Source organism: Wolbachia endosymbiont (group A) of Pogonocherus hispidulus, assembly GCF_964028195.1.
Taxonomy (GTDB): Bacteria; Pseudomonadota; Alphaproteobacteria; order Rickettsiales; family Anaplasmataceae; genus Wolbachia.
The window spans coordinates 196812-222122 of the sequence record NZ_OZ034750.1 but is presented as its reverse complement, the minus strand read 5'-3'; the positions used below and the strand labels follow the sequence as shown (position 1 = coordinate 222122).

General features: G+C 35.9%; 23 protein-coding genes, 1 tRNA gene and 1 pseudogene. 17 read left to right on the top strand and 8 right to left on the bottom strand.

What is annotated here, in order from left to right:
- Positions 1–63: 63 nt before the first annotated feature.
- Positions 64–509, bottom strand: a pseudogene (locus ABWU58_RS01095) (IS110 family transposase); the annotation flags it as partial.
- Between the two features lie 918 nt (positions 510–1427).
- On the opposite strand from ABWU58_RS01095, the gene lpdA reads away from it, so the two are divergent.
- Positions 1428–2801, top strand: a complete 1374-nt coding sequence (lpdA, locus tag ABWU58_RS01090) for a dihydrolipoyl dehydrogenase (protein ID WP_353283343.1) — start codon at positions 1428–1430, stop codon at positions 2799–2801.
- Between the two features lie 5 nt (positions 2802–2806).
- Here the strand turns inward: lpdA and ABWU58_RS01085 are convergent, their stop codons facing one another.
- The gene (locus tag ABWU58_RS01085) at positions 2807–3199 is read right to left on the bottom strand and encodes a hypothetical protein (RefSeq protein WP_353283342.1); all 393 of its coding nucleotides are present in this window, start codon (positions 3197–3199) and stop codon (positions 2807–2809) included.
- Between the two features lie 69 nt (positions 3200–3268).
- Between ABWU58_RS01085 and murG the strand changes: the two genes are divergently transcribed.
- Complete coding sequence (gene murG, locus ABWU58_RS01080; RefSeq protein ID WP_353283341.1) at positions 3269–4300, top strand: undecaprenyldiphospho-muramoylpentapeptide beta-N-acetylglucosaminyltransferase; 1032 nt, start codon at positions 3269–3271, stop codon at positions 4298–4300.
- On the opposite strand, the gene gshB is transcribed toward murG, so the two are convergent.
- On the bottom strand, positions 4285–5214 hold the full coding sequence (gene gshB, locus ABWU58_RS01075; protein ID WP_353283340.1) for a glutathione synthase: 930 nt from the start codon (positions 5212–5214) through the stop codon (positions 4285–4287). The two genes, murG and gshB, sit on opposite strands and share 16 nt — an antisense overlap.
- A gap of 59 nt (positions 5215–5273) precedes the next feature.
- Positions 5274–5870 (bottom strand): BON domain-containing protein, encoded by a 597-nt coding sequence (locus ABWU58_RS01070; RefSeq protein ID WP_006279461.1) that lies wholly within the window; start codon positions 5868–5870, stop codon positions 5274–5276.
- Between the two features lie 140 nt (positions 5871–6010).
- Between ABWU58_RS01070 and ABWU58_RS01065 the strand changes: the two genes are divergently transcribed.
- The 5 genes from ABWU58_RS01065 (at position 6011) to lon (ending at position 11969) form a co-directional block, all read left to right on the top strand.
- Positions 6011–6092: transfer RNA gene (locus tag ABWU58_RS01065), tRNA-Leu, on the top strand.
- Between the two features lie 158 nt (positions 6093–6250).
- Entirely contained in the window at positions 6251–7585 is a 1335-nt protein-coding gene (tig, locus tag ABWU58_RS01060) for a trigger factor (RefSeq protein WP_353283339.1), read from the top strand.
- 11 nt (positions 7586–7596) lie between these two features.
- Positions 7597–8223, top strand: coding sequence for an ATP-dependent Clp endopeptidase proteolytic subunit ClpP (clpP, locus tag ABWU58_RS01055; RefSeq protein ID WP_006280254.1), 627 nt, complete (start codon positions 7597–7599; stop codon positions 8221–8223).
- The gene (gene clpX / locus ABWU58_RS01050; protein WP_353283338.1) at positions 8223–9500 is read left to right on the top strand and encodes an ATP-dependent Clp protease ATP-binding subunit ClpX; all 1278 of its coding nucleotides are present in this window, start codon (positions 8223–8225) and stop codon (positions 9498–9500) included. The genes clpP and clpX overlap by 1 nt, the downstream gene beginning before the upstream one ends.
- Positions 9501–9515: 15 nt before the next feature.
- Positions 9516–11969, top strand: a complete 2454-nt coding sequence (gene lon / locus ABWU58_RS01045; protein ID WP_353283337.1) for an endopeptidase La — start codon at positions 9516–9518, stop codon at positions 11967–11969.
- 12 nt (positions 11970–11981) lie between these two features.
- Here lon and ABWU58_RS01040 read toward each other — a convergent pair whose 3' ends face one another.
- Entirely contained in the window at positions 11982–13373 is a 1392-nt protein-coding gene (locus ABWU58_RS01040; RefSeq protein ID WP_353283336.1) for an ABC transporter ATP-binding protein, read from the bottom strand.
- A 52-nt stretch (positions 13374–13425) separates the two neighbouring features.
- Positions 13426–13758 carry a hypothetical protein gene (locus ABWU58_RS01035; RefSeq protein WP_353283335.1) on the bottom strand — a complete coding sequence of 111 codons (333 nt, stop codon included), beginning with the start codon at positions 13756–13758 and terminating at the stop codon, positions 13426–13428.
- A gap of 192 nt (positions 13759–13950) precedes the next feature.
- Here ABWU58_RS01035 and ABWU58_RS01030 point away from each other — a divergent pair, with 192 nt between their 5' ends.
- The 10 genes from ABWU58_RS01030 to ABWU58_RS00985 all read left to right on the top strand — a co-directional run bounded on the left by ABWU58_RS01030 (position 13951) and on the right by ABWU58_RS00985 (position 22763).
- Positions 13951–15246 (top strand): Na+/H+ antiporter NhaC family protein, encoded by a 1296-nt coding sequence (locus ABWU58_RS01030; protein WP_353283334.1) that lies wholly within the window; start codon positions 13951–13953, stop codon positions 15244–15246.
- Positions 15239–16531 carry a cbb3-type cytochrome c oxidase subunit I gene (locus tag ABWU58_RS01025; protein ID WP_353283333.1) on the top strand — a complete coding sequence of 431 codons (1293 nt, stop codon included), beginning with the start codon at positions 15239–15241 and terminating at the stop codon, positions 16529–16531. Before ABWU58_RS01030 ends, ABWU58_RS01025 begins: the two co-directional genes overlap by 8 nt.
- A 695-nt stretch (positions 16532–17226) precedes the next feature.
- Positions 17227–17475, top strand: a complete 249-nt coding sequence (locus ABWU58_RS01020) for a hypothetical protein (RefSeq protein ID WP_353283332.1) — start codon at positions 17227–17229, stop codon at positions 17473–17475.
- Between the two features lie 287 nt (positions 17476–17762).
- Positions 17763–17903 carry a hypothetical protein gene (locus tag ABWU58_RS01015; RefSeq protein WP_019078704.1) on the top strand — a complete coding sequence of 47 codons (141 nt, stop codon included), beginning with the start codon at positions 17763–17765 and terminating at the stop codon, positions 17901–17903.
- A gap of 52 nt (positions 17904–17955) precedes the next feature.
- Positions 17956–19200: a group II intron reverse transcriptase/maturase gene (gene ltrA, locus ABWU58_RS01010; protein WP_353276809.1), complete on the top strand. Its 1245-nt coding sequence runs from the start codon at positions 17956–17958 to the stop codon at positions 19198–19200.
- A 53-nt stretch (positions 19201–19253) separates the two neighbouring features.
- Positions 19254–19448 carry a hypothetical protein gene (locus ABWU58_RS01005; RefSeq protein WP_353283331.1) on the top strand — a complete coding sequence of 65 codons (195 nt, stop codon included), beginning with the start codon at positions 19254–19256 and terminating at the stop codon, positions 19446–19448.
- Positions 19449–19531: 83 nt separating this feature from the next.
- Complete coding sequence (ruvA, locus tag ABWU58_RS01000) at positions 19532–20113, top strand: Holliday junction branch migration protein RuvA (RefSeq protein WP_353283330.1); 582 nt, start codon at positions 19532–19534, stop codon at positions 20111–20113.
- Positions 20110–21084: a Holliday junction branch migration DNA helicase RuvB gene (gene ruvB / locus ABWU58_RS00995; RefSeq protein WP_353283329.1), complete on the top strand. Its 975-nt coding sequence runs from the start codon at positions 20110–20112 to the stop codon at positions 21082–21084. Before ruvA ends, ruvB begins: the two co-directional genes overlap by 4 nt.
- 90 nt (positions 21085–21174) lie before the next feature.
- Positions 21175–22197, top strand: coding sequence for a hypothetical protein (locus tag ABWU58_RS00990; RefSeq protein WP_353283328.1), 1023 nt, complete (start codon positions 21175–21177; stop codon positions 22195–22197).
- 56 nt (positions 22198–22253) lie between these two features.
- Positions 22254–22763 carry a DNA-3-methyladenine glycosylase gene (locus ABWU58_RS00985; protein ID WP_353283327.1) on the top strand — a complete coding sequence of 170 codons (510 nt, stop codon included), beginning with the start codon at positions 22254–22256 and terminating at the stop codon, positions 22761–22763.
- A gap of 19 nt (positions 22764–22782) precedes the next feature.
- Here the strand turns inward: ABWU58_RS00985 and purF are convergent, their stop codons facing one another.
- Both purF and rodA read right to left on the bottom strand, forming a co-directional pair.
- The gene (gene purF / locus ABWU58_RS00980) at positions 22783–24168 is read right to left on the bottom strand and encodes an amidophosphoribosyltransferase (protein ID WP_353283326.1); all 1386 of its coding nucleotides are present in this window, start codon (positions 24166–24168) and stop codon (positions 22783–22785) included.
- Positions 24169–24193: 25 nt separating this feature from the next.
- A complete protein-coding gene (gene rodA / locus ABWU58_RS00975; RefSeq protein ID WP_353283325.1) occupies positions 24194–25297 on the bottom strand; it encodes a rod shape-determining protein RodA in 1104 nt (367 codons plus the stop codon).
- Between the last annotated feature and the right edge of the window lie 14 nt (positions 25298–25311).

Sequence of the window (25311 nt, the reverse complement as noted above, 5' to 3'; positions counted from 1 at the left end):
TCAATTAGAAAATGCATTTTTGACAATAAACACCCTAATTTATCATAGAAAAATTTTATATCAAACAACAGATTTGGACTTTGCAGCAGCCATTGCAGCCGTTAGTACGAACATTGCTTCTACCGCCTGTTATTCTTCGATAACCAATAGCTTTTCCACTTTCTTTTGGATGCGCCAGCAAGACTTGCTACTTCTTTTCTGTTTAAGTAGCCAAGCTCTGGCATCAGACACACAAAATCTTGAGATAACTTTGCCTGGCACTGTTCTCAGAATTTTTTGGCGCTTCTGTAACTCTAGATCTTTATCTAAGAAAATGCGATAAACCAATTCCCTGTATTTTCTAAAGTTACTAAAGAATTAGGTAAGATATCTGAAAACTTTTTAAACAATTGTTGCCAACCAGAAGCATTATTATCAAATTCGACAACACTCTTCTGTGTGTGAACCGCAACAACATTTTTAAATTTTCCGATGTCAATACCAATAAAGTTTTGATAAGATGTAACCATATTAATAACCTCGATAGTTTATTGATTTAAGATTGTAAACGGGTGCATACATATGTCCCATGCAACTATTCAAACGTATCGAGGGCTAGTGTACCTTGATATAAACGGTTGCCAATGCCGCGTCGGTCGCACACGCCCGCTATTCCTATAGTGAGTAGAGTTATCTTCCCTCTTGTTTCTTTTATAACATATTTTTAACTTACAACTGCTGCGGTATCTCTAGATCCCGCTAACAAGTAGCGGGATGACGAGATACCACCGCGAACCGTCATACCGCCGCGGTATCTCTTAGCCGCTAACAAGTAGCGGGATACTTAACCGTCATACCGCCGCGGTATCTCATCCGCTAACAAAGCGGTATGACGGTTGTCGGTAAGCCTAAATTACTTCAGCTACAAATATTTAAGAAATTTACCAAGCGAAAAAAAAGGCAAAAGAAGCCCTGGTCATTGTCTATTTTCAGTATTGGCGTTTTTTAAGCCTTAAACGCTGCAATTTAGCTGCTTTTAAGTGCAACTAACCTTAGCTTAAATGTTTAAGAAATTTACTAAGCAGAAAAAAAGGCAAAAGAAACCCCGTGGTAATTAGTGTTCACTCCCTAATCCTGCAAATTGGCGTACTATACTGTCTTAAACGACTTATAAGCGCGTTTCAGCTTATATAGGTAAAAACCTAGAAATATTGTGAAGACATAAGGTGCACATAGTGCAAAAAATTAAAAATAAGACGCCAACTACGTTGTTTTCTTGCTGTTTAATCTGCACAGATGAAGATAACTGAATACCTTCAGTTTCATGATAAGGGGGCTGGCGAAATGTGTCAAGCAAGTTTTTCCGTTTCTATGTTGTCAGCTACCTGAATATTGATCATACGGGTTCCATCTGTTATATATAATCTTTTTGAATACGAAGAAAACTGATGAATGAGTATGATATTACGGTTATAGGTAGCGGTCCTGGTGGTTATATAGCAGCAATTAGGGCGGCACAGCTTGGGTTTAAAACTGCAATTGTTGAGAAAGAGAAGAATTTAGGCGGTATATGCTTAAATTGGGGATGTATACCAACAAAATCGCTACTTAGGGCATCTGAGGTTTATAGGCTAATAAAAAGATCAAAAGAGTTTGGTATAGAAGTAAAGGGAGCGAGTTTTGATATACAATCAATAGTGAAATACTCAAGAAACGTTGTTGATAAATTGTCAAGCGGTGTTGCATATTTGATGAAAAAAAATAACATCAAAGTTCATCAAGGCTTTGGTAAACTTGCAGGCAATAGTACTATAAAAGTTGCTGGCGATAAGGAAGAACAAGGAATTGTTTCCAAGCATATTATTTTAGCAACAGGCGTGAGGGCACGGAATCTGCCTGGAATAGAGGCAGATGGAGATTTAATATGGAATGCGCAGCACGCTATGACTCCAGAGAGATTACCAAAATCACTACTAATTATAGGGTCTGGTGCAATTGGAATAGAATTTGCAAGTTTTTATAGCACTTTAGGGGTTGATGTAACAATCATAGAGATAAAGAGCACTATTTTGCCGCTGGAGGATAAAGACATTTCAGGCCTAGCAGAAGAAATATTTACAAAACAGGGGATAAAAATATATACAAACAGTAGCGTAAAAGCTCTTACTAAAAGTAAAGACTCTGCTCAAGTGCTACTAAGTAGTGGCGAGAGCAAAGAATTTGATAGGGTGATTGTTGCGGTTGGAATTCAAGCAAATATTGAAAATATAGGTTTAGAAAATACAAAAATTAAATTAAGCCCTTCTGGTTTTATTGAAACGAATGAATGGTATGAAACTAGTGAATCAAATGTGTATGCAATAGGTGATGTAGCTGGCCCACCATGTTTAGCACATAAAGCGAGCCATGAAGCCGTGATCTGCATTGAAAAGATTGCTGGTAAAAATGCTCATGCGTTAAAAAAAGAATGCATACCAAATTGCACTTATTCTCATCCACAAATAGCGAGCATCGGCCTTACTGAGGAACAGGCAATAAAAGGTGGGTATGATATAAAAATAGGAAAATTTCACTCTAACTTTAATGGTAAGTCTGTTGCACTCAGTGAAACTGAAGGGTTAGTGAAAACGATTATAGATAAAAAAACCGGAGAAATTCTGGGTAGCCACATGATAGGTGCAGAAGTAACGGAGTTAATTAGCAATTTTGCCCTAGCAAAGCAACTAGAAGGAACAGACTTCGACATACAATCTACGATTTTTCCTCATCCAACCATTTCAGAGATGATACACGAATCAGTGCTTGCTGCAGATGTTAAATAGTTGAACTAACGTTCCATTGTTTTAGAGTTGTCAATGTCTTGAGTAGTAGTTTGATTAGGCACTTTAGTTTCAATAGATTGATTACCACCAGCATCAGAATTCTGTAACTCTTCTTTCAATCCCTTAGCTGCTTCTTTGACTTCAAGCTTTGCCTTTGGATGAAGATTTTCTGGGCCTTTTCCTTTAGTATCCAAACCTTGTTGTAGATTAGTGCTTTTCATTTTATTATGCTGCTCGTGCTCAGGTAGGTCAACAACCGAATTGAAAAGAATTTTTATTATATTTTTTAGCAGTTCTAAAAAACCTCCGCTTCTGCCTTCTCTTTGTTCTTGAGGTTTATTTTTCTCATTAGGTTCTTTTTTACTATTATTTTTAGGCATTTTTAACTCAACTATCATAAAGCTTAATAAAATTCTACGTGCAAATTATTAAATAACAGTTAACACTCTAGAATTTATTATTTACAGATGGATATTATTTTAGCAACAGGTGGCACAGGTGGGCATATCTTTCCGGCCATAGCCTTAGCAAAAGCACTAAAGACACAAGGATACAATTGCATATTATTCACTGATAAAAAAACAAATAAAAATATCGACATAGAAAGCTACACCTTACCATTACGTAGATCAAGCGGCAACAAATTTAAGTTTTTCCTTTTCTTGATATACAGCTCTGTGTTAGCACTGTATCAAGTAAGAAAATTAAAACCAAAATCGGTCATTGGTTTTGGTAGCTATGCTTCTTTTCCAACTCTTCTTGCAGCAAGAGTTCTTTCTATACCTATAATTTTACATGAACAAAACACAGTTTTAGGGAGAGTAAATAGATTCTTTTTCAAGAGTGCAAAATTAATTGCAACCAGCTTTCCGGAGACTAAATATGCAGAGGGCAATAAATGTATTTTTACAGGAAATTTTGTTGATATAAAAGCACAGAGCCATTCTAGCACTGAGAAAATCCTAAATATATTGGTCATAGCAGGCAGCCAAGGTGCAAATTTTTTTGATGATGTAGTAAGCAGCGTAATTTGTGATTTACCTATTAAAATGAAAAAGAAAATTAGAGTGACGCAGCAATGTACGAAGAAAAATGTAAACAAGGTCAAGAGTCTATACAAAAGTGAAAAGATCGATTGTGAATTGAGTGAATTTTTTGATGATATGGAAAATAGATTGGCCAATGCTCACTTGGTAATTAGCAGAGCAGGAGCAACTTCAATAGCAGAGATCACTCTTGCTAGGCGTTCTGCTATATATATTCCTTATCCTTACTCAAAAGATAATCACCAATTTTATAACGCAAAATATATTGAAGACTCGAGAGCAGCTATAATAGTTGAGCAGAATAGTGAAGCAAAAAAAAATCTAACAGAGGTACTATTTGATCTATTAAATAATTCTCAAAAATTGCGTGATATGACCAATAGTACAGAAAAAACAGGGATAAAGAATGGGACTACTGAGTTTGTTAAGGTGATTGTTCACAGGTTTAGTTGATGGCTGCTTGCTTTTTCTTCAAACACGTTCCAAAGATCCTTTTCTAGCGATATATTGTACAATTTATTGATATAAACTACTCCCGTGGGTGAAGTTGTGTTAATTTCGAGCAGGAAGTCATCTATAATATCAATACCAACAAATATTAGCCCTCTTTTCTTTAATTCAGGACCAATTTTGTTACATATTTCATTGTCTCTATCGTTCATTTGAGCGGGTTCAAAACTTGCTCCAAGTCGCATGTTTGTTCTGATCTCTCCACTAACTTTTGGAACTCGTTTTATTACTCCAATTGGTTGGCCATAAAGTAGCAATATTCTTTTATCTTTATCTATGTTTTTACAAAATGATTGCGCAATTACAGGACATTCATATTTTGCTATCATGAGATCCACTACCACTTGAATACTGTTTTTATCTCGTATTCTTATTACATCGTTTCCTCCATAACTATACAACGGCTTCAGAATAATATCTTTATAGCTGCAGTAAAAATCTCTAATCATCGATATATTTTCAGTGATCAAAGTTGGCGGAATTAGCTCTGGAAATAATGAAGTTATCAATTTTTCAGGACAATTTCTTATTTCTGTTGGATTGTTAATTACCAATGCGCTGGTTTTTTCTAAGATATATGTTGTTGTAACATAACGCATATCAAAGGGTGGATCCTGTCTGATAAATATGATGTCCATTTCATTCAAGTTGATAGCTACATCTTTTTTGGAGATAAAACTAAAATCATCAACACTGACTTTCTGAGCCAGAGCAATTGGATGGTTTAGCTTTAGTGCTAAATTGTTAGGAGCATAGACAAAAACTTCGTGCTTCCTCCTTTGTGCTTCCTTTATTAGCACGAATGTAGTGTCAGTTTCAAAATTTATATTTTCATCCATCTGAAAGGCAACTTTCATTTATGTTCTCTACCTATTGTCACAATTGTACAAATGTTATAATTTGAAGGCGATTTTGCCTAATGGCGTAACTTACTGTACCTATATCGTACATAACTTACAACTTGTTTTACTCCCTTTACTTTTCTTGCAATTGCTATTACAGCTTTTAATTCCGCTTTATTTTGGGCTATACCCATCAAATAAACAACTCTATCAACCGTATTAACGCTATAATTAATTGACTTAATATTTCTTTTTCCCAGGAGTCTTGTTCTTATTTCCGCTGTTATCATGCCATCTACAGTGGTGTCTAGCATGGAAGCCATTTGAATTGGTATTACTCTTATTTCATTTATCACTTCTTTAATTTCTTTTTGCTGCCAAGCTATTTTTTCTGCTGTAAGTTGTTTTTCAGGAGTGTCAACACTTCCAATGAGCAACACTCTTCCTTCACTTACTTTAACCTTTATGGATGAAAATAGCCCATGTTTTAAGAGCCCCTTATTAATTCTGATGACCATAGTCGTATCATCAATGATATTTCCCAAGGATTTGTCCTGCATTGTTATTGCTGTTGCTGTCGCTGTAGCCACCACACCACCTATTATAAGGGTTGTGCAACCACTTTGTGTAATCAAAAAAATTGCGAGTAAGAAGCTTGTTATTAATCTCATTATTGATTTTCAGGGTTTAGAGCTTTCATTAAGAAATGTTAATAAGCTTTTTTGATTGTGTAAATACCATAAATTAAGTAAGACTTTAAACCTTGAATATTCTTAATGGAATACCTATAATAGGGTACTGAAAATTTCTTGCGGATATGGCGAAATTGGTAGACGTGCCAGGTTTAGGTCCTGGTGAGCTTGCTCGTGGGGGTTCAAGTCCCTCTATCCGCACTTTAAAGTCATGTAACTTAGGTTTTAAGGGAAAATTTATAATCACTAAATACACTTTTGTTTGTATAAAAATCTGTTCTTAAGGATTGTGTTTAACTTAAATTCTGGTAAAATAGCTCTATTAAGATGTGAATTAAAATATTAATAAATGAATTATGATGTCTAATAATATACCTCAAAATACAGTCGAAGTAAGTAGCGTATATACCTACAAAGAGCTTAGTATAGATAAACTAAAGTATGAGTATGAAATCACAGTTAGTAGTGATTATATAAAACAAAAGGTAAATTCCAGGTTGCAAGAGATAGCAGAAAATGCAAAATCACCTGGATTTAGGGCTGGAAAGATGCCCTATGACCTTGTTGTTGCAAATTATAAAAATGAAGCTTTGGAATATGTGATAAATAATACAATTGATTATTGCTCAAGTGATTTGATGAAAAAAATTGAAGTCAAGTCTCACATTTATCCTAAGGTTGATGTTATATCATTACCAGATCTGGGCAAAGAAAATGAGGAGGGCAATTTTGTATACAAGCTATCTTTTGAGTCGATGCCTGAAGTACCAGTGATAGATCTTGACAAAATAAACTTAAAGAAAATTGAAGCAAAGATTGAAGAGGAAGATATAAAAGAATTTATTGATTCTATTAAAACAAAGTTCCCCAATTTCGCCTCTGTTGATGATGCTTCTTATCAAGCGAAAGATGGGGATAAATTGATAATTGATTTTGAAGGGCGGATTAGGAATAAGCTCTTTCAGGGTGGAAGTAGCAAAAATTTTGCCGTTAATTTAGGGTCTGGCACATTTATTAATGGTTTTGAAGATCAATTAACTGGTATGAAAAAGGGAGAAACAAAGAACTTTAAGTTGAAATTTCCCGAAAATTACCAAGCCATTTCCCTTGCAGGACAGGAAGCTGATTTTTCTGTGCGAGTTAATGAGATTCAAATTGCCAAAGATTTTGAAAATGATGATGAAATAGCTAAGAGTATTGGGTTTAAAGATTATTCTTTGCTAATAAATCATGCAAAAAAAATGATTGGTGATCAGTGCACCGAAATGAGAAATCTCTTAATTAAAAAGGAGCTGTTTGATTATTTGGATGCTAATTATAGCTTTGATTTACCCATAGACATAGTAAAACAGGAGCAACAAAGAGTGGAAGGAGAATTGGGTGCTCAAAATGATTCTCGTAAAGAAGCTGAAAAACGTGTAAAGCTTGCTATGTTATTTATGAAATTTAGTGCAGAACATAAAATATCATTAACTCAAAATGATGTTTTGAGCGTTATTGTAAATCAATATGTCAGTAAAGATGTGCAGTTCGACAGAGTACTTAAGCATTTTGAATCAAATAAACAATTTCAAGAATTAGTTAGAGGGCAAGCGCTTGAGTATAAAGTGACAGATTATATAATAGAAAAAGTTAGTAAAGAAGAGCAGATTGTTTCTGTGAAAGAATTAAAGGAATTATTTGATAATATTTAGTAGGAAAAGGTATGACTCTTATACCAATTGTAGTTGAACAAACTAGTCGCGGTGAGCGCGCTTATGACATATATTCAAGACTGGTGAAAGAAAGAATAATTTTTGTAACAGGTCCTATTGAGGACAACATGGCCAGTGTAATAGTAGCACAGCTTTTATTTTTAGAATCGGAAAATCCCGATAAAGACATTTGTATGTACATCAACTCACCAGGTGGTGTTGTAACTGCTGGTTTGTCGATCTACGATACAATGCAATATATAAACCCAGACGTTTCAACTTTATGTATAGGTCAAGCTGCGTCTATGGGTTCTTTATTGCTTGCAGCTGGTACAAAAGGTAAGCGCTACTCTCTACCTCATTCAAGAATTATGATACATCAGCCATCTGGTGGTTATCATGGTCAAGCAACTGATATAGAAATACATGCTAATGAAATTTTGCGGGTTAAGAAAAAACTAAATCAAATTTATGAAAAACATACTGGAAATTCACTGAAGAAAATTGAAGGAATGATGGAAAGAGATAAATTCATGGATCCTGAAGAAGCAAGGAAAATTGGCTTAATTGACAGGGTGATAGCTGAGCGTACAGATATTGAAATTGAAAATATTAAAGTTAAACAAAAGGTGGGTTAATGGATAACAATAATGATTTACACTACTGTTCTTTTTGCAACAAGGCGCAAGATGAAGTAGATAAATTGATTACTAACTCTTCGGATGGTTTAAAGGTGTTTATTTGTAATGAGTGCATAGAATTATCCCATAAAGCAATAAGTCAAAAGAAAGATAGATCTTTTAATTCAGATCGTATATCTGATATGAAGCTATTACTAAAGAAACCTGAGGATATAAAAAACTTTCTCAGCAAGCATGTTGTAGGTCAAGAACACGCGCAACACGTTTTATCTGTAGCTATGTATAACCATTGTCAATCCATGGTACAATTTCATGCTATAAGTGATATTGAAATCGAGAAGTCAAATATAATGCTTATTGGTCCCACTGGTTCTGGTAAGACTTTGCTAGCCAAAACACTTGCTAAAGTTTCAGATGTGCCATTTGCTATGGCTGATGCGACAACTTTAACTGAGGCAGGTTATGTGGGTGATGATGTAGAAAGCGTGTTGTCGCGTTTATTACAAGCTGCAAATTATGACGTTGTAAAAGCACAGCGTGGTATAGTGTTTATAGATGAAATAGACAAGATTACAAGAAAATCTGAAAGCACTTCAATAACCCGTGACGTTTCAGGTGAAGGGGTCCAGCAAGCTCTGCTTAAGATTATGGAGGGTACAGTTGCTTATGTTCCGCCACAAGGAGGGCGAAAACACCCACAACAAGAGTTTATACAAGTGAATACTAGTAACATATTGTTTATTTGTGGAGGAGCTTTTGAAGGCCTCGATAAAATTATTGAAGCGAGAAAAAAGGGAACGTCAGTTGGCTTTGGAGCAGATATAAGTCAGTCTAAAGAGCAAAAGAAAAAGAATGCTTTACATGATGTTCAACCTGAAGATTTAATCAAATTCGGTTTAATACCCGAATTTGTAGGGCGGGTTCCAATAACTGCTGTTTTAGATGAGTTGGATCATGAAGATTTAATACATGTGTTGACAGAGCCAAGGAATGCACTAATAAAACAGTACAAAGCATTGCTTGCGTTTAGCAAAGTAAACCTTGAGTTTTCAGATGAAGCAATATCAGCTATTGCTAAAAAGGCTATAAGCTATAAAACAGGTGCAAGAATGTTACGTGCTATCTTGGAGTCACTTTTGCTTGACGTTATGTATACAGCTGGAAACGGAGATTTTGAAGGTAGCACTATAGTAATCACTAAGAAAATGGTAGAATTAGGAAAAGCAACGGTTAATCATAACAATAATGGCAATGTTATAACGGTTAATGATTAATTTGAGGCATATATTATGAACATTGAACGTGCTGTGAGCTCTAGTTTTACTGCATTGCCAGTATTACCTTTAAGAGATGTAGTAATTTTTCCAAATATAATGGTGCCTTTATTCATAGGCAGAGAAAAATCTGTTAATGCACTAGAATATGCAACAAGTAGTAGTAGTCACCAAAATGAGATTTTTCTTGTAGCACAGAAAGATGGCTCTGTTGATAATCCGGAGCCAGAAGATCTTTATGAAGTAGGTGTGTTAGCAAACATTATACAACCATTAATAAAATTGCCTGACAATGCAGTAAAAGTTATAATCCGGGGGATAAGAAGGGGAAGAGTTGTAGAATATATTAGCTCTCATACTTTATTACAAGCCAGGGTAGAGTTAGACAATCATTATAAAGAAGATGAAGACAATATTGATTTAGAAGCTTTAAGGCGATCTGTTATAGACGCGTTCGATAGCTGGTGTAAGCTAAACAAGAAAAATCAGCCTGAAGTTGCCATTAACCCCATTGATCAAATCAAAGAAGTTGATCAACTTGTAGACAAGGTAGCTTCACATTTAAATATAAAAGTATCGGGTAAACAAAGCATACTTGAGGCTTATGACCCAAAAGAGCGTTTAAAAAAAGCTTTTGCTTTTATTGAGAGAGAAATAAGTATTTTGAACGCACAAAACCGTTTATATAAGACAATTAAATCGCAAGTTGAAAGCACTCAGAAAGTTTACTACCTTAACGAGCAATTGAAAGCTATACAGAAAGAATTAGACGAATTTGAGAATGGTGATGAAAGGAATATACTCAATGAATTTGAAAAAAAGATAAATGAAACAAAGCTTTCTCAGGAAGCAAGAGAGAAAGCTATAACTGATTTGAAGAGATACAAGAAAATGAATCCCATTTCTCCTGAAGCTACAGTTATATCTAGTTACTTGCATTGGTTACTTGATTTGCCGTGGGGAAAGTACAAAGATGCAAAAATTAACTTAAATGCAGCTAAGAAAATCTTAGATGAAAATCATTATGGCATAGAGAAAGTAAAAGATAGGATAATAGAATTTTTAGCAGTATTAAAAAGAGTAAAAGAGATAAAAGGTCCCATACTTTGCTTGGTTGGACCGCCAGGTGTTGGTAAAACTTCTTTAGCTAAGTCTATGGCAAGAGCAGTAGGAAGAGATTTTGTTCGTATAGCTCTTGGTGGTGTGCGTGATGAGTCCGAGATACGAGGGCATAGGAAAACTTATATTGGCTCAATGCCTGGTAAAATTATTCAACATATGAAAAAAGCTAATTCATGCAACCCGCTTTTTCTGCTTGATGAAATAGATAAGATGGGTTCTGATTCGCGTGGCGATCCTGCATCTGCATTACTTGAGGTTTTAGATACTGAGCACAATAAACACTTTACGGATCATTACTTGGAAGTTGAGTTTGATCTTTCAAGTGTAATGTTTGTAGCTACGGCAAATAGCTTAAATTTGCCACATCCTTTGCGTGATAGGATGGAAATTATACAATTGTCCGGGTATACTGAAGATGAAAAAATCAGTATTGCTACACACCACCTTATTCCGAAGTTAAAGAAGGAGCATGGTTTGTATCAGAAGGAATGGGACATAACTAATGAGGCGTTATACAAGTTGATACGTTTATATACACGTGAAAGTGGTGTGCGGAGTATGGAAAGGGAGCTTGCAAAGCTCATGAGAAAGGCAGTTAAAGAAATATTGACTGATAAAAATAAGAAAATATCCGTAGGGGTTGACAATTTACAAGATTATTTAGGGGTACGTAAATATACCTTTGGTATTGCAGAAAATGAGAGTTTAGTGGGAGTAGTAACTGGGCTTGCCTATACTGAAACAGGTGGTGATATTTTGATGATAGAATCAGTCCTAATTCCGGGCAAGGGAGAAATAAAATACACAGGAAAGCTTGGAGAGGTTATGCAAGAATCTATAAAAGCTGCGTATAGTTATATTCGATCAAATTGTTTGTTTTTTGGTATAAAGCCCGAAAAATTCCAAAATAATGATATACATTTGCATGTACCTGAGGGTGCTGTACCAAAAGATGGCCCTTCTGCTGGCGGCGCGGTATGTACGTCTATTGTTTCTCTTATGACAAATATACCGGTTAACAAAAACGTTGCTATGACAGGCGAAGTGACATTGCGTGGTAGAGTTTTAGCTATTGGGGGCTTGAGAGAAAAATTGCTTGCAGCGCTCAGAGGATCAATCAAAACTGTGATTATACCAAGTGAAAATGAGAAAGATATGCAAGAGATTCCTGCAAGCATCAAAGAGGGGATCAACGTAGTTTTTGCTAAGAATATTGATGAAGTTATGAAAGTTGCTTTAATGCACCCTACTACTCCAATTGATGGTGATGATAATCAAAATAGTATACCTTCCTCTATAGAAAATAAAGATGATACTTTTCCTATGTCGGAAACATTGAAGCATTAGATTAAGAAGATATTATACAATCTCCATTTCTCTTTTGTCCGGCAAAAATCCACCAACTTGTGCATCCCACAGAGTTTTATACATTCCATTTTTATCAAGAAGTTCCTGATGCGTGCCATCTTCTACAATCTTGCCTTGATCAAACACTAAAATGCGATCCATATGCAAAAGCGTAGATAGGCGGTGGGCTATTACTATTGTAGTTTTATCTTGCATCAACTCCCATAAAGATTCTTGAATATTACTTTCAGTCACAGAATCAAGTTGTGAAGTTGCTTCATCCAGAATTAAGATAGGAGCATTTTTTAAAATAGCTCTTGCAATTGCAATACGCTGCCTTTGCCCTCCTGAAAGTTTTACGCCTCTTTCTCCAACAAGAGACTCATAACCTTGGGGTAATTTTGAAATAAATTCATGAGCATGTGCTTTTTTTGCCGCTTCAATTACTTCATCATCGCTAGCATCTGTTTTTCCATAGCGAATATTCTCCATCAAAGTCCTATGAAAAAGCGATGGATCTTGTGGGATCATTGCGATTTTTGCACGCAAAGAATCCTGCGTAACATTACAAATATCTTGATCATCTATGAGAATTGCACCATCAGTTACATCGTAAAGCCTTAATATCAGGTTCACAAAAGTAGATTTACCACCACCTGAATAGCCAACAAGTCCAACTTTTTGACCAGGTTTAATTGTTACCGATTTATTTTGAAATATTGGTTCTGCACCTTTGTAATGAAAATGGACTTTTTCAAAAATAATTTTCCCCTTTTTAACAAGCAGATCTGCTGCATTTGGCTGATCTTGGATTTCAGGGATTGAAGTAATCGTTCTCAAAGCTTGAGTAATCTTTCCCCATGATTTAGAAAATTGTGAGAAGTCTTTGGCTATCATCCAAAGAAAATTAGCTATTGCTATATTAACGGTCATAACAAAAGCAAAATCTCCAGTAGTAATTAATTCTTGTTCTCTTCCTTTAACTAAGAAATACAAGTTAAGTATTTGCATGATCAAAAATAAGAAGCCATAGAAAGTGAAAATCCACATATATAACCACTGAAGTTTTTGTTCTGCTTTAACAGCTTCGCTATGGGTGGCTTGCAAAGACAATTTTTCCTGGTATTTGCTTGCAAACAACCTTACAGACATAATGTTTGAGAATACATCTACCATTTTGCCAGTAATGCTTGAACCTAGCTCTGACCATGCATCTGCAAGATATGTTATCTTCCCTGCAAGCAAGAGAGAAGACAAAACAAATAATGCTGACCAAGTTAATATTAACAAGGCAAAGTAAATATTCACTTGCCATAAAAAATAGATTCCAATGCCCAGTGCTAACGCACGGCCTACAAATCTATCAAGTGCAATTTGCACAACATCAGGAATATAATTTGTCAAATCGTTAACCTTATTAGCAAGGCTGCCAGAGAAGTTATTTTGGTAGTAGCTATTATCTTTGATCTAATAATGTGTCAATACTTGCTTTAACAATGTTTTTACGAAGATTAGGAATCATCTTAATTTCAAAAAAATAGTTGTATAATCTATTCATACACTCAAGTAAAAATAATATTAATACATAGGATACAGCAGGAGTTGCTATGCTACGAAAAAGATCATCTGCACTGATACGATCTATAATAACTTTTATTAAATATGGATTAAAGGAAATATCGATAGCCCAGACTAATGCTGTCAGTAATACTATCCCAATATGAAACAGAAATGGACGCAGCATTTTCAGGATGAAGGATATGACTTGCTTTGCTGTGATGTCATTCATATTTTTTACTTATTCTATCTCCCAGTTTAATTCAAGTGGATGATAACAATCATATTATAATAATCCTTTTCATGAAAACCTTTTCTGGTAGATTGCTTTCTAGAAAAACATTGGTCAAGGTGCTAACTGTGGTTTATAATAATATAAATCATATCATAGTTGATTTGCGTTTATCAGATCTGGAGTAGAGGTATGTTTTATCTTACAAATTTTTTGCCTATTTTACTGTTCCTATTTCTTTTTGTAGGAAGTGGTATATATTTTACTGTTCTTGGCGTGTCAAATGCTTTTTATCAGTTATCTCCACTGGTAGCCATTGTTCCTGCCATAGCTCTGGGTTGGGTTTTATACAAGGGCAATACTGAAGAAAAAATGTATGCCTTTCTAGATGGGGTAAGAGATCGTAATATTATCACTATGTGCATCATTTTTTTACTTGCAGGTGCATTCAGTGAAGTAACTAAAGCAATCGGTAGTGCTGATGCCACAGTTAATTTGGCTCTTTCATTTATACCAACACAATTTTTACTCATAGGATTATTTTTTGTAGCAGCTTTCATCTCCACTGCTATTGGTACATCAATGGGTACCATTGCAACAATTGCTCCTATTGCAGTTGAACTGACACAAGCTGGGATTTCTTCTTCCTTAGGAGTTGCAACCGTTGTAGGAGGAGCAATGTTTGGCGACAATTTATCTATTATCTCTGATACTACAATTGCATCTGTGATGTCTCAAAAGGCTGATATAAAGAAAAAATTAAAACTGAATGCAAAAGTGGCACTAATTGCTTCTATATTCACAATAATTATATTATTTTATAGCTCAAGCAATAGTGTTGCTATTTCAGTTAAGGAGTATTCTTTATTGCTTGTGGCTCCTTACATCATACTTATATTGCTTGCAAACTTTGGAATCAATGTATTTACGGCATTGGTTTTAAGCATAACTTTTGCTGGAATCATTGGATTTATAAATAACAACAATTATGGGTTATTGTTTTTAAGCCAAAACATCACCAAAGGGTTTATGAGTATGCATGAAATTATGCTACTGTCTTTGATGGTTAGTGGACTTTCAGGACTAGTAGGTAAAAATTCTAAGGAGTTTGCAGATAAACTTTCATCTTGGGTTATGATACAACGTGGTGGACAAAAAACTGCGCAATTATTTATTGCAAAAATAGTCAGCATATTTGATATTTTACTTGCAAATAATACCATCGCTATAATTTTTAGCGGTGAAATTGCTAGAGATATTGCTAAGAAATATGAAATACCGCCTCACTATAGTGCAGCATGGCTAGGCATATTTTCTTGTGTATTTCAAGGATTAATACCGTATGGCGCTCAATTGCTTTTGGCTAGCACTATTGCTGGAGTTTCACCTTTGGCAGTTGTGCCACACGTATACTATTGCTATGTTTTAGGTATTATTGCAGTGTTATATATTGTATTGAACAAAATTGAGAAAAAAGATTGTGCTTAACATACAAGACAATACTTCACTTTGTAAAAGATGGATATTCTTAGCAGTATGTGCCCTTGCTTGCTCTGGATTGTTGTCAATAATTGTTATTTTTTTACGATTGCCTTTTATCTCCTCTCTTGTTCCTTCTGCACAATATATCTTTGATAATGCGCTGGTGATACACGTGAACTTGTCAATTCTGGTGTGGATGTGCTCTATAATATCTCTGCTCTTTATCATAAACCTACAAAATACCAATAGTTGGTTTAACTTTTCATGGGTTCTATCAACCCTTTCGATGCTGCTCATGTTTATATCCGCATTCGTTCCAAACACTGAAGTTATCAAAAGTAACTATATTCCCGTGTTACAAAACAAATTATTCTTATTTGGTCTTGGTTTGTTTACCACCAGTATATTAGTAAATGCAATGCTAGCATACACATCAAAAAAAGAGGTTTCATTTCTCTCTGTGGGGCAAATTGGGCTAGTTATGATACTTGTTTCGTCATTTCTTTGCTTTGTTTTAGCATATAATAATATGCCTCCAGGTCTATATCATTCAGATAAGAATTTATTTTACGAATATCTCTTTTGGGGAGGCGGACATTTATTGCAGTTTGCTTTTACTCAAGGAATGTTTTTAGTGTATTTAATAATCAGTGATGTTAGTTTAGCTTCAAGCAATAAAATTACTATTTTACCGCTGTTTATAAACACGATTTTGGCTATAGGTGCACCGTTTGTATATTTTGTTTATCCAGTTGATAGTGCCAAGTTAATACAGTTTTTTACTTGGCATATGAGAATTGCTGGAGCAGTTTTGCCGTGCTTTTTGATAATGTTAGTGTGCTGCAACATCAGGACTTTTATTAATGATAAAAGCAACTATTTATTACATTCATTTTTGTTGTTCACTTATGGAGATATGCTTGGGGTTCTGACTATTGAAGGTAATGTCACCATTCCCGCTCATTATCATGGTTCTGTAGTTGGAATCACTATAGCTTTTATGAATTTCATTTATTGGCTGTTACCCAAATTAAACTTTAAAGAGGTAAAAAGTTCCATGGTAAGGTTACAGATTTATGCCTACAGTATAGGGCATTTTCTCCATATCACTGGCCTTGTGTGGCTTGGTGGATATGGTGCCTTAAGAAAAATTGCAGATCTGCCAAGTATTTCATCAATGTTGGCACGTGCTTGTTTTATTGCGGGTGGAGCTATATCAGTTATTGGTGGAATGTTGTTCGTAATAATTGTGCTTTCACATCTGTTAAAAGGCAAAGCGCATACCAACTGACCCATAGAAACAAAAAAAACTTCCTTGACAAGCTTCGCCAGCCCCCTTATCATGAAACTGAAGCTATTTATTTATCTTCTCTGTACAGATTAAATGACAAAAAAACTCACGTATCTGGCGTATCATGTTTAATTTTTTGCACTATGTGCACCTTATGTCTTTATAAAATTTCTACCTACATAAGCTGAAACGCGCTTATAAAGCGTTTAAAACATAAAAAAACGCCAACTTAAAAAATGGATAGTGAATAACTAGCTACCCTAGGGTTTCTTTTGCCTTTTTTTCTGTTTAGTAAATTTCTTAATGTTTATAATTTAGATTAGTTGCGGCTTAAAAGCAACTGAATCGCGGTTATTAAACGTTTAGAATAAAAAAACGCCATACTTGAAAGTATAATGTAAGTAATTAGCCAACCACGGGGCTTCTTTTGCCTTTTTTTTCGTTTGGTAAATTTCTTAATATTTATAGCAACATGAACAAACATTTGAGAGTAACTTCCGCTAGTAGGGTGTCATTCCAGCGCGTGACACTGGGATCTAGCCTTTATTATGCAGTCACTTGGTTGAAATTAAGTCTTCTGGATCCCAGTGTCAGTTACTTTCATGACCTCATCATAAAGTAAAATGAGATCCCAGTGTCAAGCACTGGGGTGACAAAAAAGGGGCTACTCGGATGACAAAAAAAGGAGCACTGGAATGACAGGAGAAGGAGGCGCTGGGATGACATGGCTAAAAGAGCCCAAGAGAGGTGTCATTCCAGTCTGGGATCCAGAAAAATTGATTATGTACTATACAACATTTTCGATCAAAAGCTGGATTCCAGACTGGAATAACATCATAGGGGCTACTTTCATGACATCATTCTTTTTCCTGGATCCAAGTAGTCAAGCTACTCGGATGACAGTGCGCCGTAGAAACACGGAAAGTGTTGAAGCTGTGCAGTAGATGAGGGAGGGCCCCTCGGAGCCGGTTTGCAAGAGCAGGCTTCAAACAGCCATAAGCTGCTTTGGTAAAGAGCTAAGGTAGTGAGCGTTATGGAAAAGGCACAATTATGTGTCATGTATGAAATAGAGAGACGAACGCAAGTGAACCACTGATGAAGTGTCGAAAGCGTAGAGACGACGTCAAAACCAGGGGGTAGTCGTTAACCTGGGATGAATCTACAGGGAGCTTGTTTACTGGGTAGGTGGCGTCCGGCATAAAAGTGGCGTGAATCTATTTTAGGCTATTGCATGGAACTACGGGAACCTGTCGTTTCGATGAAAAGGGAGAAGTCCAAAGAGCTGATCTCTGAGGATGAGAGTACCGATGCGAAAAACAGGGGCGGATTAGCTCGTAGTAGCGAAGAAGTTTCTGTAATGGAAATGGAGTGAAGGGGCTAAGTTATTTAGTTTTAATTATTTATCAACCGAAAGGGAGGAGTTAATGAATGAAACAAAGTCTTTTGATATACCAAAGCAACTTATTTGGAGAGCTTATAAACAAGTATCGAAAAATAAAGGTGCAGCAGGTGTAGATGAGGTCTCGATAACAAAGTTTGAAGAAAATCTAAAGGATAATCTATACAAATTATGGAATCGGATGTCATCCGGAAGTTATTTTCCAGAGCCGGTAAAAGCTGTTGCGATACCAAAAGATACAGGAGGGCAAAGAATTTTATGTGTGCCTTCAGTATTCGACAGGATAGCGCAAACAGCAGCTACAATGTATCTTGAGCCGTTAGTAGAACCGAAATTTCACGAAGATTCATATGGTTATAGACCAAATAAGTCTGCGCTGGATGCGGTATACACAGCACGGAAGAGATGTTGGAAAAATGATTGGACGGTAGATCTTGATATATCTGGATTTTTCGACAATCTGGACCACGATTTAGCACTGCAGGCTATCAAGAAACACACAGACTGCAAATGGGTCATACTGTATGTTGAGAGGTGGATGAAAGCCCCCATTCAGCAAGCAGATGGCAGTAGGGTAACAAGGGATAAAGGAGTTCCGCAAGGAGGTTCAATAAGCCCAATCATTTCAAGCATATTTATGCACCATGCGTTTGATATGTGGATGAAACAAAATTATCCAACAGTACCATTTGAAAGATATGTAGATGATGCGATAGTGCACTGCAGAACTAAAAGACAGGCAGGATTTATGAAAGTAATGATTGAAGAAAGATTGGCTAAGTGTAAATTGAAGTTACATCCTGAAAAGACACAGATTGTGTACAGTAAGGATGATGATAGAAAAGAACAATTTCCTAAACAAAGCTTTGATTTTCTAGGTTATACTTTTAGACCTAGAGTAGCAAAGAATAAGATGAGGAATTATTTCATCTCATTTCTACCTGCAATTAGTAACAAAGCCAAGAAGAAGATCAAGAAAACCATAAAGTCATGGAGAATACATCGGATTACATGGACCACACTAGAGGAAATATCGAAGAAAATAGATCCAATAGTCAGAGGCTGGTTTCAGTACTATGGCAGGTTTTATAAATCAGAGATGTATCCATCTCTCAGAAATATAGAGAGATACCTCATAAGATGGGTCAGGACAAAATATAAGAAACTTCGTGATCACGGAAGACTAGCAAAGCAATTTCTAGGAAAAGTGAGAAAGAGGTCTCCAAGTATTTTCTATCATTGGACACTTGGGTTAGGATCAAAAGGCTAAATAATGGGAGCTGTATAAGCCGAGAGGTTTCCGTGCAGTTCTGCGAGAGACTGGTGGGGAAGTTCCGCCGGTCTACTCTCCTCTTTCAACATTATATCATGAACTTTCTAAAATTCATTGAACTGTGCTTTCAAACGGTAGTGCCGGGGTGTGAGTATAATGATTATCAGTATATAAAAGTCATAGCAGACAGACTTGAAGCGGCAAATGTTGGCAAAATGTGTCAAGGAAGTTTTTCGTTTCTATGAGCTACTTGGCTCTCTGTTATAATGTTCGTTTGCTTGACCTAAGATCCAGGAGTATTTAAACTGAACCCTATACAGTGCTAAAAATGATAGGAAATCTAAGCGGAATAGTTGATGAAGTGCGCAGTGATCACATAATCCTGAATGTGAATGATGTTGGCTATATGGTGTATCTTTCAGCCAAAACTTTAAATGCATGTTTCATCGGAAGTAGAGTTAAATTACTTATCGAAACCTATGCAAATAACAGAGAAAATGTCGCTCAGCTATATGGTTTTATAAGCAAAGAAGAACAGCAGTGCTTGAGGTTGCTTGTCAAAGTAAGCGGCGTTAGCTATAAAACTGCAATGTCAATTTTGAGTAAATTAACTCCAGAACAGCTGTTTTTGGCAATTATGAATGAAGATAAAGTAGCACTCAAGATGAGTGGACTTGGCCTGAAACTCATAAATCGAATCATCACTGAATTAAGTGGCAAAGTGAGTAAATTAGAAATAAATAACAATAATTTTCATCCAATCAATGAAGATGCCCTTTCAGCATTGATCAATCTTGGGTATGAAAAAATGAAAGCTTATGATACGATAAAAAAAATACAAGACGAATCGCCAAATCTGGACACTAAGGATATTATTCGCATAGCGCTTAAGGAGCTCTCAACATTATGAAATCAATATCGTGCGGTAAAGAATATACTGAAGATGCGCGCAATATCAACATCAGACCTGAGCAACTTGATGATTTTGTCGGACAAAAAGACTTAATACAAAATTTAAAAGTGTTTATAAATGCTGCAAAGACGAGAACTGAAGCTTTAGATCACGTTTTATTGTATGGTCCCCCAGGACTTGGCAAAACAACTTTAGCACAAATTGTTTCTAAAGAATTAAGGGTAAGCATTCGCGCAACTTCTGGTCCTTTACTTAGTAAAGCTGGGGACTTGGCCGCAGTGCTTACCACTTTAAATGCAAAAGATGTTCTATTTATCGACGAAATCCATAGATTAAATCGCAGCATCGAAGAAGTTTTATATACTGCTATGGAAGATTTTTGCCTGGACATATTAGTAGGTGAAGGTCCATCTACTCGCACTTTAAGGATAGATCTACCACCATTTACGTTAATCGGAGCAACTACACGGCTTGGATTACTTTCTGCGCCACTGAGAGATCGTTTTGGCATTCCCTTACATCTTGAGTTTTATTCTTTTGAAGAACTGGTTAATATTATAAAAAGAGGCGCAAGAGTTCTTTCTACTGAAATTGAAGAGGATGCCGCACGGGAAATTGCCTGCCGTGCGCGCGGCACTCCAAGAATTGCCTTGAGATTACTGAGGAGAATAAGGGATTTTGTTGAAGTGAAAGATGATAAAAAAATCACTTATGAAGTCGCTGATTCTGTATTGCTAAAATTGGGTGTAGACAAAATGGGACTCAATAAACTTGATATGCATTATCTAAGATTTTTATTCAACACCTCAGGACCTGTTGGAATTGACACCATATCTATTGCGCTATCCGAAGATGTTGGCAATATTGAAGAAACAGTAGAACCTTATTTAATCAAAATTAGTTTTGTAAAGCGCACACCAAGAGGACGCGTTCTAACCGACCAAGCAAAGGAGTATTTGAGCCTTTAATATAAAAAATTTTGTTGCTGTAATTATATATTGACCAATTGATATAATGCTCGTACGCTAGCATTATGTGTTAACGATAATGGAGGGTATATGTTAGGCAAGATTACAGAACTCTGGAAAAAGCTCTGGGAAAGCATTCCAGTTTTTCGCAATAAGGATAAAGTTAAAAGTCCTCATGTGCCTATGGCGGAGGGACTTCTTTCTGATGATACAACTTTAAAACCGGATAAGAAAAAGCCAGAAGAGCATCTTATCCTTCTAAGTAATAAAGCAAAGGAGAGCGGTAATTCTGATAAAACAAAAGGACTTCCTAGCGATTTGAGCACTCAGGATATACCTAAATCAACACCAGACAAGAATAAGCGTAAATATGTCGAGTTAGAAAGCGATGAAGAATGGAATAAGTTCTTTGCATTACAGAACAACCCTTCTACCAATACCACAAACCAAAAACCTTTTTCTCCAAAGAAAGGAGAATCTCAGTATCACGGCAAAGAGATTGTAGGCAAAATTGCTGACCAAATTAAATCAGAGATATCTGAAGGTATGAAAAATAATACCATAGGGTCCATAATGATAAAAGAAGGCAAAAGGGAAGAGAATGTTGTTTACCCTTCCGTGAGAGTTGTGTTGAATGTTAGTAAAGAAGGAGTAGATATAGCTAAACTTCTGAGTGGTAATATATGTAAAAAGTACAATGTAAAAACAATTACATTTTGTCATCCTAATCAAGAAAAAAAGAGAGGGGCATGTTGCTATATTAATGATAAAGGGGAAAGAGTTTATGAAATAATTAGTGGGCTATATGAAATGACTTTAAAGTGGTATGTTGATGGAAAAGAATGTAAAATTAATATTGACGATAAGAATGGTGTAAAGCTCCTTGAAAGCAACGGTGTTACTGAAGAACAGTTACGTGCAAACAAAGAAGTAAAAGTAGGCAAGAGACGTGAACCAAAGTTTTTACATGAAGCATTAGCATCACAATTGCCACAAACACAATTACAACAAAGCTCTGAAGAAGTAAAATTTTTGGAGCAGCATTCAGCAAATGTAGAAGACTTAAGCGGCGCACCACAAAAGCATCAAGCTCTTGCTACTCAAAATAGATAAAGTAGTGAAAGCTCAGTATAAGTTGCTTGCACCTGCAAGTAACTTATACTCTTATAATGAGCAACATAATACTACCAAGAAATTTCTACGAGCGGCCAACTTTGGTTGTAGCCGGGGAATTACTAGGAAAGATGCTGAAATTTTCTAACTTTAGTGGAACGATAACTGAAGTTGAAGCCTACATAGGAATGAGTGACCCAGCTTGTCACGCGGCAAGAGGCCATACTAATCGAACCTCAGTAATGTTTGGTATGCCGGGGTTTTCGTATGTATATTTTATATATGGGATGTACTATTGTCTAAATATTGTAACAGAAGCAGAAGGGTTCCCAGCAGCAGTGTTAATACGGGGATTAAAGCTCATTGAACCGCTTGAAGCAAATTTAGGTGGACCAGGAATATTGTGCAAAAGATTAAACATTACAAAAGAACATAATAAGCAAGACCTTACTATAAGCCACAAATTTTGTGTTTATGAATCTCACCTCAAACCAGATTATGTTTGCACTCCAAGAATCGGAATTAGTAAAGGCCAAGAGAAATTTTGGCGGTTTAAGATTTTCTAAACTTAAGACCTTGCGTAGACTATTTGCCAATCGGATAATCACCAGTGAAACAAGCATCACAATATTGTGGTGTAGCATTGTTACGCACCTCTCCTTTAACAGCCTGATATAGTCCATCAATACTCAAGAAGGCTAAGCTATTTACTCCTATAACTTCCTTAATCTCCTCTACAGATTTATTTGCAGCAATTAAATCTTTGCACTCTGGCGTATCTATTCCATAAAAACAAGAATGCTTAATTGGTGGGCTTGAAATTTTGAGGTGAATTTCTTTTACTCCTGCATCCTTTAGCATAACTATTATATTTGTTAACGTACTACCACGCACTATACTATCATCTATTAAAATTATGTTTTTACCTTTCAAAGTGTGCTTATTAGCATTGAATTTTAATTTTATTCTAACTTTACGTACTTCAGCGGTTGGTTGTATAAAAGTTCTTCCTATGTAATGATTACGAATTATTCCCAGTTCCATAGGTAATCCTGAATGCTTTGCATATCCAATAGCTGCAGGTATTCCAGAATCAGGTATTGGTACAACCATATCTACATTGTTTTTTGGTGGGCTCTCTTCTGCAAGTATTCTTCCTATTTCTTTTCTTATATCATATATGGACCTATTCTCCATTATGCTGTCTGGTCTCGAAAAGTAAACGTATTCAAAAATACAAAAACTTGATTTTTGCTGTGGGAAAGGAAATGCTGAAGCTAGATTACCATTTCGATCAATGGTGACTAACTCACCTGGTTCTATTTCTCTAACAAACTCTGCATTTACTATATCAAGAGCACAAGTTTCAGATGCAAGAACGTAAGAACCGTTTAACTTCCCTAAAACAAGAGGCCTGATTCCAGATGGATCACGTACTCCAATAACTACTTCTTGATTGATTGCCACAAAAGAATAAGCACCTTGTATTTGCTTTAATGCATATATAAAACTCTCTAAGAAGCTATCTTTTTCACCGCTTGCTGTCAGATGCACTACTACTTCTGTATCAATATCTGACTGAAAAACGCACTCTTGTTTAATTAATTGTTCGCGTATCGGAGAAATATTAATTAAATTACCATTATGCGCTATGGCGAAATCCCCAAATTTACCACTTTTGCCAAACATGGGCTGCACTCCAAATTTACTACCACTTGTTGAGTATCGAACATGACCTATTGCACAATCTCCAGGTAAGGATTTCTTTATTTCATCTATATCATCAAATACGCTGCTCACTTGACCTTGAAAGTGATAAGAGTGCAGCTTATCGTTGTTACTGGTTACTACGCCAAAAGACTCTTGACCTCTATGCTGCAAAGCGTGGAGAGCAAGTATAGAGTTAAAAGCAGCACTTTGGTTGCAACTTATGCCAAATACCCCACACTCCTCACGCATTTCATCTAGCATAAAAACTATTAAGTAAAGTTTAATTTTACTTTAGCATAGGTAAAATACAAGCATTTTGTTGTTCATCTGCTTTTATTGCCAGCAATAATCCTATGCATATCAAGCTTGCAGCAGTTGTACTTCCTCCATAGGAAAGAAATGGCAGTGGATCGCCTATCACAGGCAAGAGGCCTATTGACATTCCAATGTTTATAAAAAAATGAGCGCCAAAAAAAGCAAAAATCCCGATAGATACTAACTTAGAAAAATAATTTTTCGACCTATAAGCGATAGAGAAAATTATGCCAAGTAATGAGGTATAAAGCAAAATTAAAGCCATGCTACCTAAAAAGCCCCACTCCTCACTCAGCACTGCAAAAGCAAAATCCGTACGTTTCTCCGGCAAAAATCCAAGTTGAGTTTGACTTCCGTTAACAAAGCCCTTACCAAGCAAACCTCCTGAACCAATAGCTATCTGAGATTGCTGCGCATTATAACCTATTCCAAGTGGATCCACTGATGAATCCAAAAACGACAATATCCTTTGCTTGTGATAAGGACGTAAAAAAGGCCAAATAGCCGGTACTGCAAAAATGCCAAGCGTCCCACAAATTACTAAATGAGCTCTTTTTATTACTGCTGTGAATATAATTGATGCTCCTATAAACAACATTATCACAGCTGTGCCTAAATTAGGTTGCTTTAACACCAAGAATACAGGCAAGAAAATAATTATTACCGCCTTAAGCAATCTTTTAAATTCCATCATTTTATACACACTTTGCTTATCAAAATAACGAGCAAGTGCAAGTATTAAGCCTACTTTTGCAAATTCTGATGGTTGCAAACTAATTGATCCAATTCTTATCCACCTCGTCGCACCCATTATGTGCGAGCCAAAAAAATTTACTGCTAATAGCGAAATCGCTGCTACTATATAAAAAAAGTAGGCGTGCTTCAAATAAAAATCTAGTTCTATGAATGACATAGCTATAGCGAGTAGGAAAAAGAAGGAAAATATGACCAGTTGGTGAATCGCAAATGGCACCCACTTTCCTCCAGCAGAAGAATATTGAACAGCAATGCCAACGCAAAACAGAGCTACCACGTTAATGACTAACAACCAATGAATCTTCTTCAGCCTATCCACACTTATAACCTTAA

Excerpts from the sequence above, each read along its gene's own strand:
- clpP (WP_006280254.1), top strand. The coding sequence starts at position 7,597 with ATGACTCTTATACCAATTGTAGTTGAACAAACTAGTCGCGGTGAGCGC.
- lpdA (WP_353283343.1), top strand. The coding sequence starts at position 1,428 with ATGAATGAGTATGATATTACGGTTATAGGTAGCGGTCCTGGTGGTTAT.
- murG (WP_353283341.1), top strand. The coding sequence starts at position 3,269 with ATGGATATTATTTTAGCAACAGGTGGCACAGGTGGGCATATCTTTCCG.
- gshB (WP_353283340.1), bottom strand. The coding sequence starts at position 5,214 with ATGAAAGTTGCCTTTCAGATGGATGAAAATATAAATTTTGAAACTGAC.
- ABWU58_RS01085 (WP_353283342.1), bottom strand. The coding sequence starts at position 3,199 with ATGATAGTTGAGTTAAAAATGCCTAAAAATAATAGTAAAAAAGAACCT.
- ABWU58_RS01015 (WP_019078704.1), top strand. The coding sequence starts at position 17,763 with ATGGAACTACGGGAACCTGTCGTTTCGATGAAAAGGGAGAAGTCCAAA.
- ABWU58_RS01020 (WP_353283332.1), top strand. The coding sequence starts at position 17,227 with ATGACAGGAGAAGGAGGCGCTGGGATGACATGGCTAAAAGAGCCCAAG.
- tig (WP_353283339.1), top strand. The coding sequence starts at position 6,251 with ATGTCTAATAATATACCTCAAAATACAGTCGAAGTAAGTAGCGTATAT.
- ltrA (WP_353276809.1), top strand. The coding sequence starts at position 17,956 with ATGAATGAAACAAAGTCTTTTGATATACCAAAGCAACTTATTTGGAGA.
- ABWU58_RS00985 (WP_353283327.1), top strand. The coding sequence starts at position 22,254 with ATGAGCAACATAATACTACCAAGAAATTTCTACGAGCGGCCAACTTTG.
- ABWU58_RS01070 (WP_006279461.1), bottom strand. The coding sequence starts at position 5,870 with ATGAGATTAATAACAAGCTTCTTACTCGCAATTTTTTTGATTACACAA.
- lon (WP_353283337.1), top strand. The coding sequence starts at position 9,516 with ATGAACATTGAACGTGCTGTGAGCTCTAGTTTTACTGCATTGCCAGTA.
- ruvB (WP_353283329.1), top strand. The coding sequence starts at position 20,110 with ATGAAATCAATATCGTGCGGTAAAGAATATACTGAAGATGCGCGCAAT.
- ABWU58_RS01035 (WP_353283335.1), bottom strand. The coding sequence starts at position 13,758 with ATGAATGACATCACAGCAAAGCAAGTCATATCCTTCATCCTGAAAATG.
- clpX (WP_353283338.1), top strand. The coding sequence starts at position 8,223 with ATGGATAACAATAATGATTTACACTACTGTTCTTTTTGCAACAAGGCG.
- purF (WP_353283326.1), bottom strand. The coding sequence starts at position 24,168 with ATGCTAGATGAAATGCGTGAGGAGTGTGGGGTATTTGGCATAAGTTGC.
- ABWU58_RS01030 (WP_353283334.1), top strand. The coding sequence starts at position 13,951 with ATGTTTTATCTTACAAATTTTTTGCCTATTTTACTGTTCCTATTTCTT.
- ruvA (WP_353283330.1), top strand. The coding sequence starts at position 19,532 with ATGATAGGAAATCTAAGCGGAATAGTTGATGAAGTGCGCAGTGATCAC.
- ABWU58_RS00990 (WP_353283328.1), top strand. The coding sequence starts at position 21,175 with ATGTTAGGCAAGATTACAGAACTCTGGAAAAAGCTCTGGGAAAGCATT.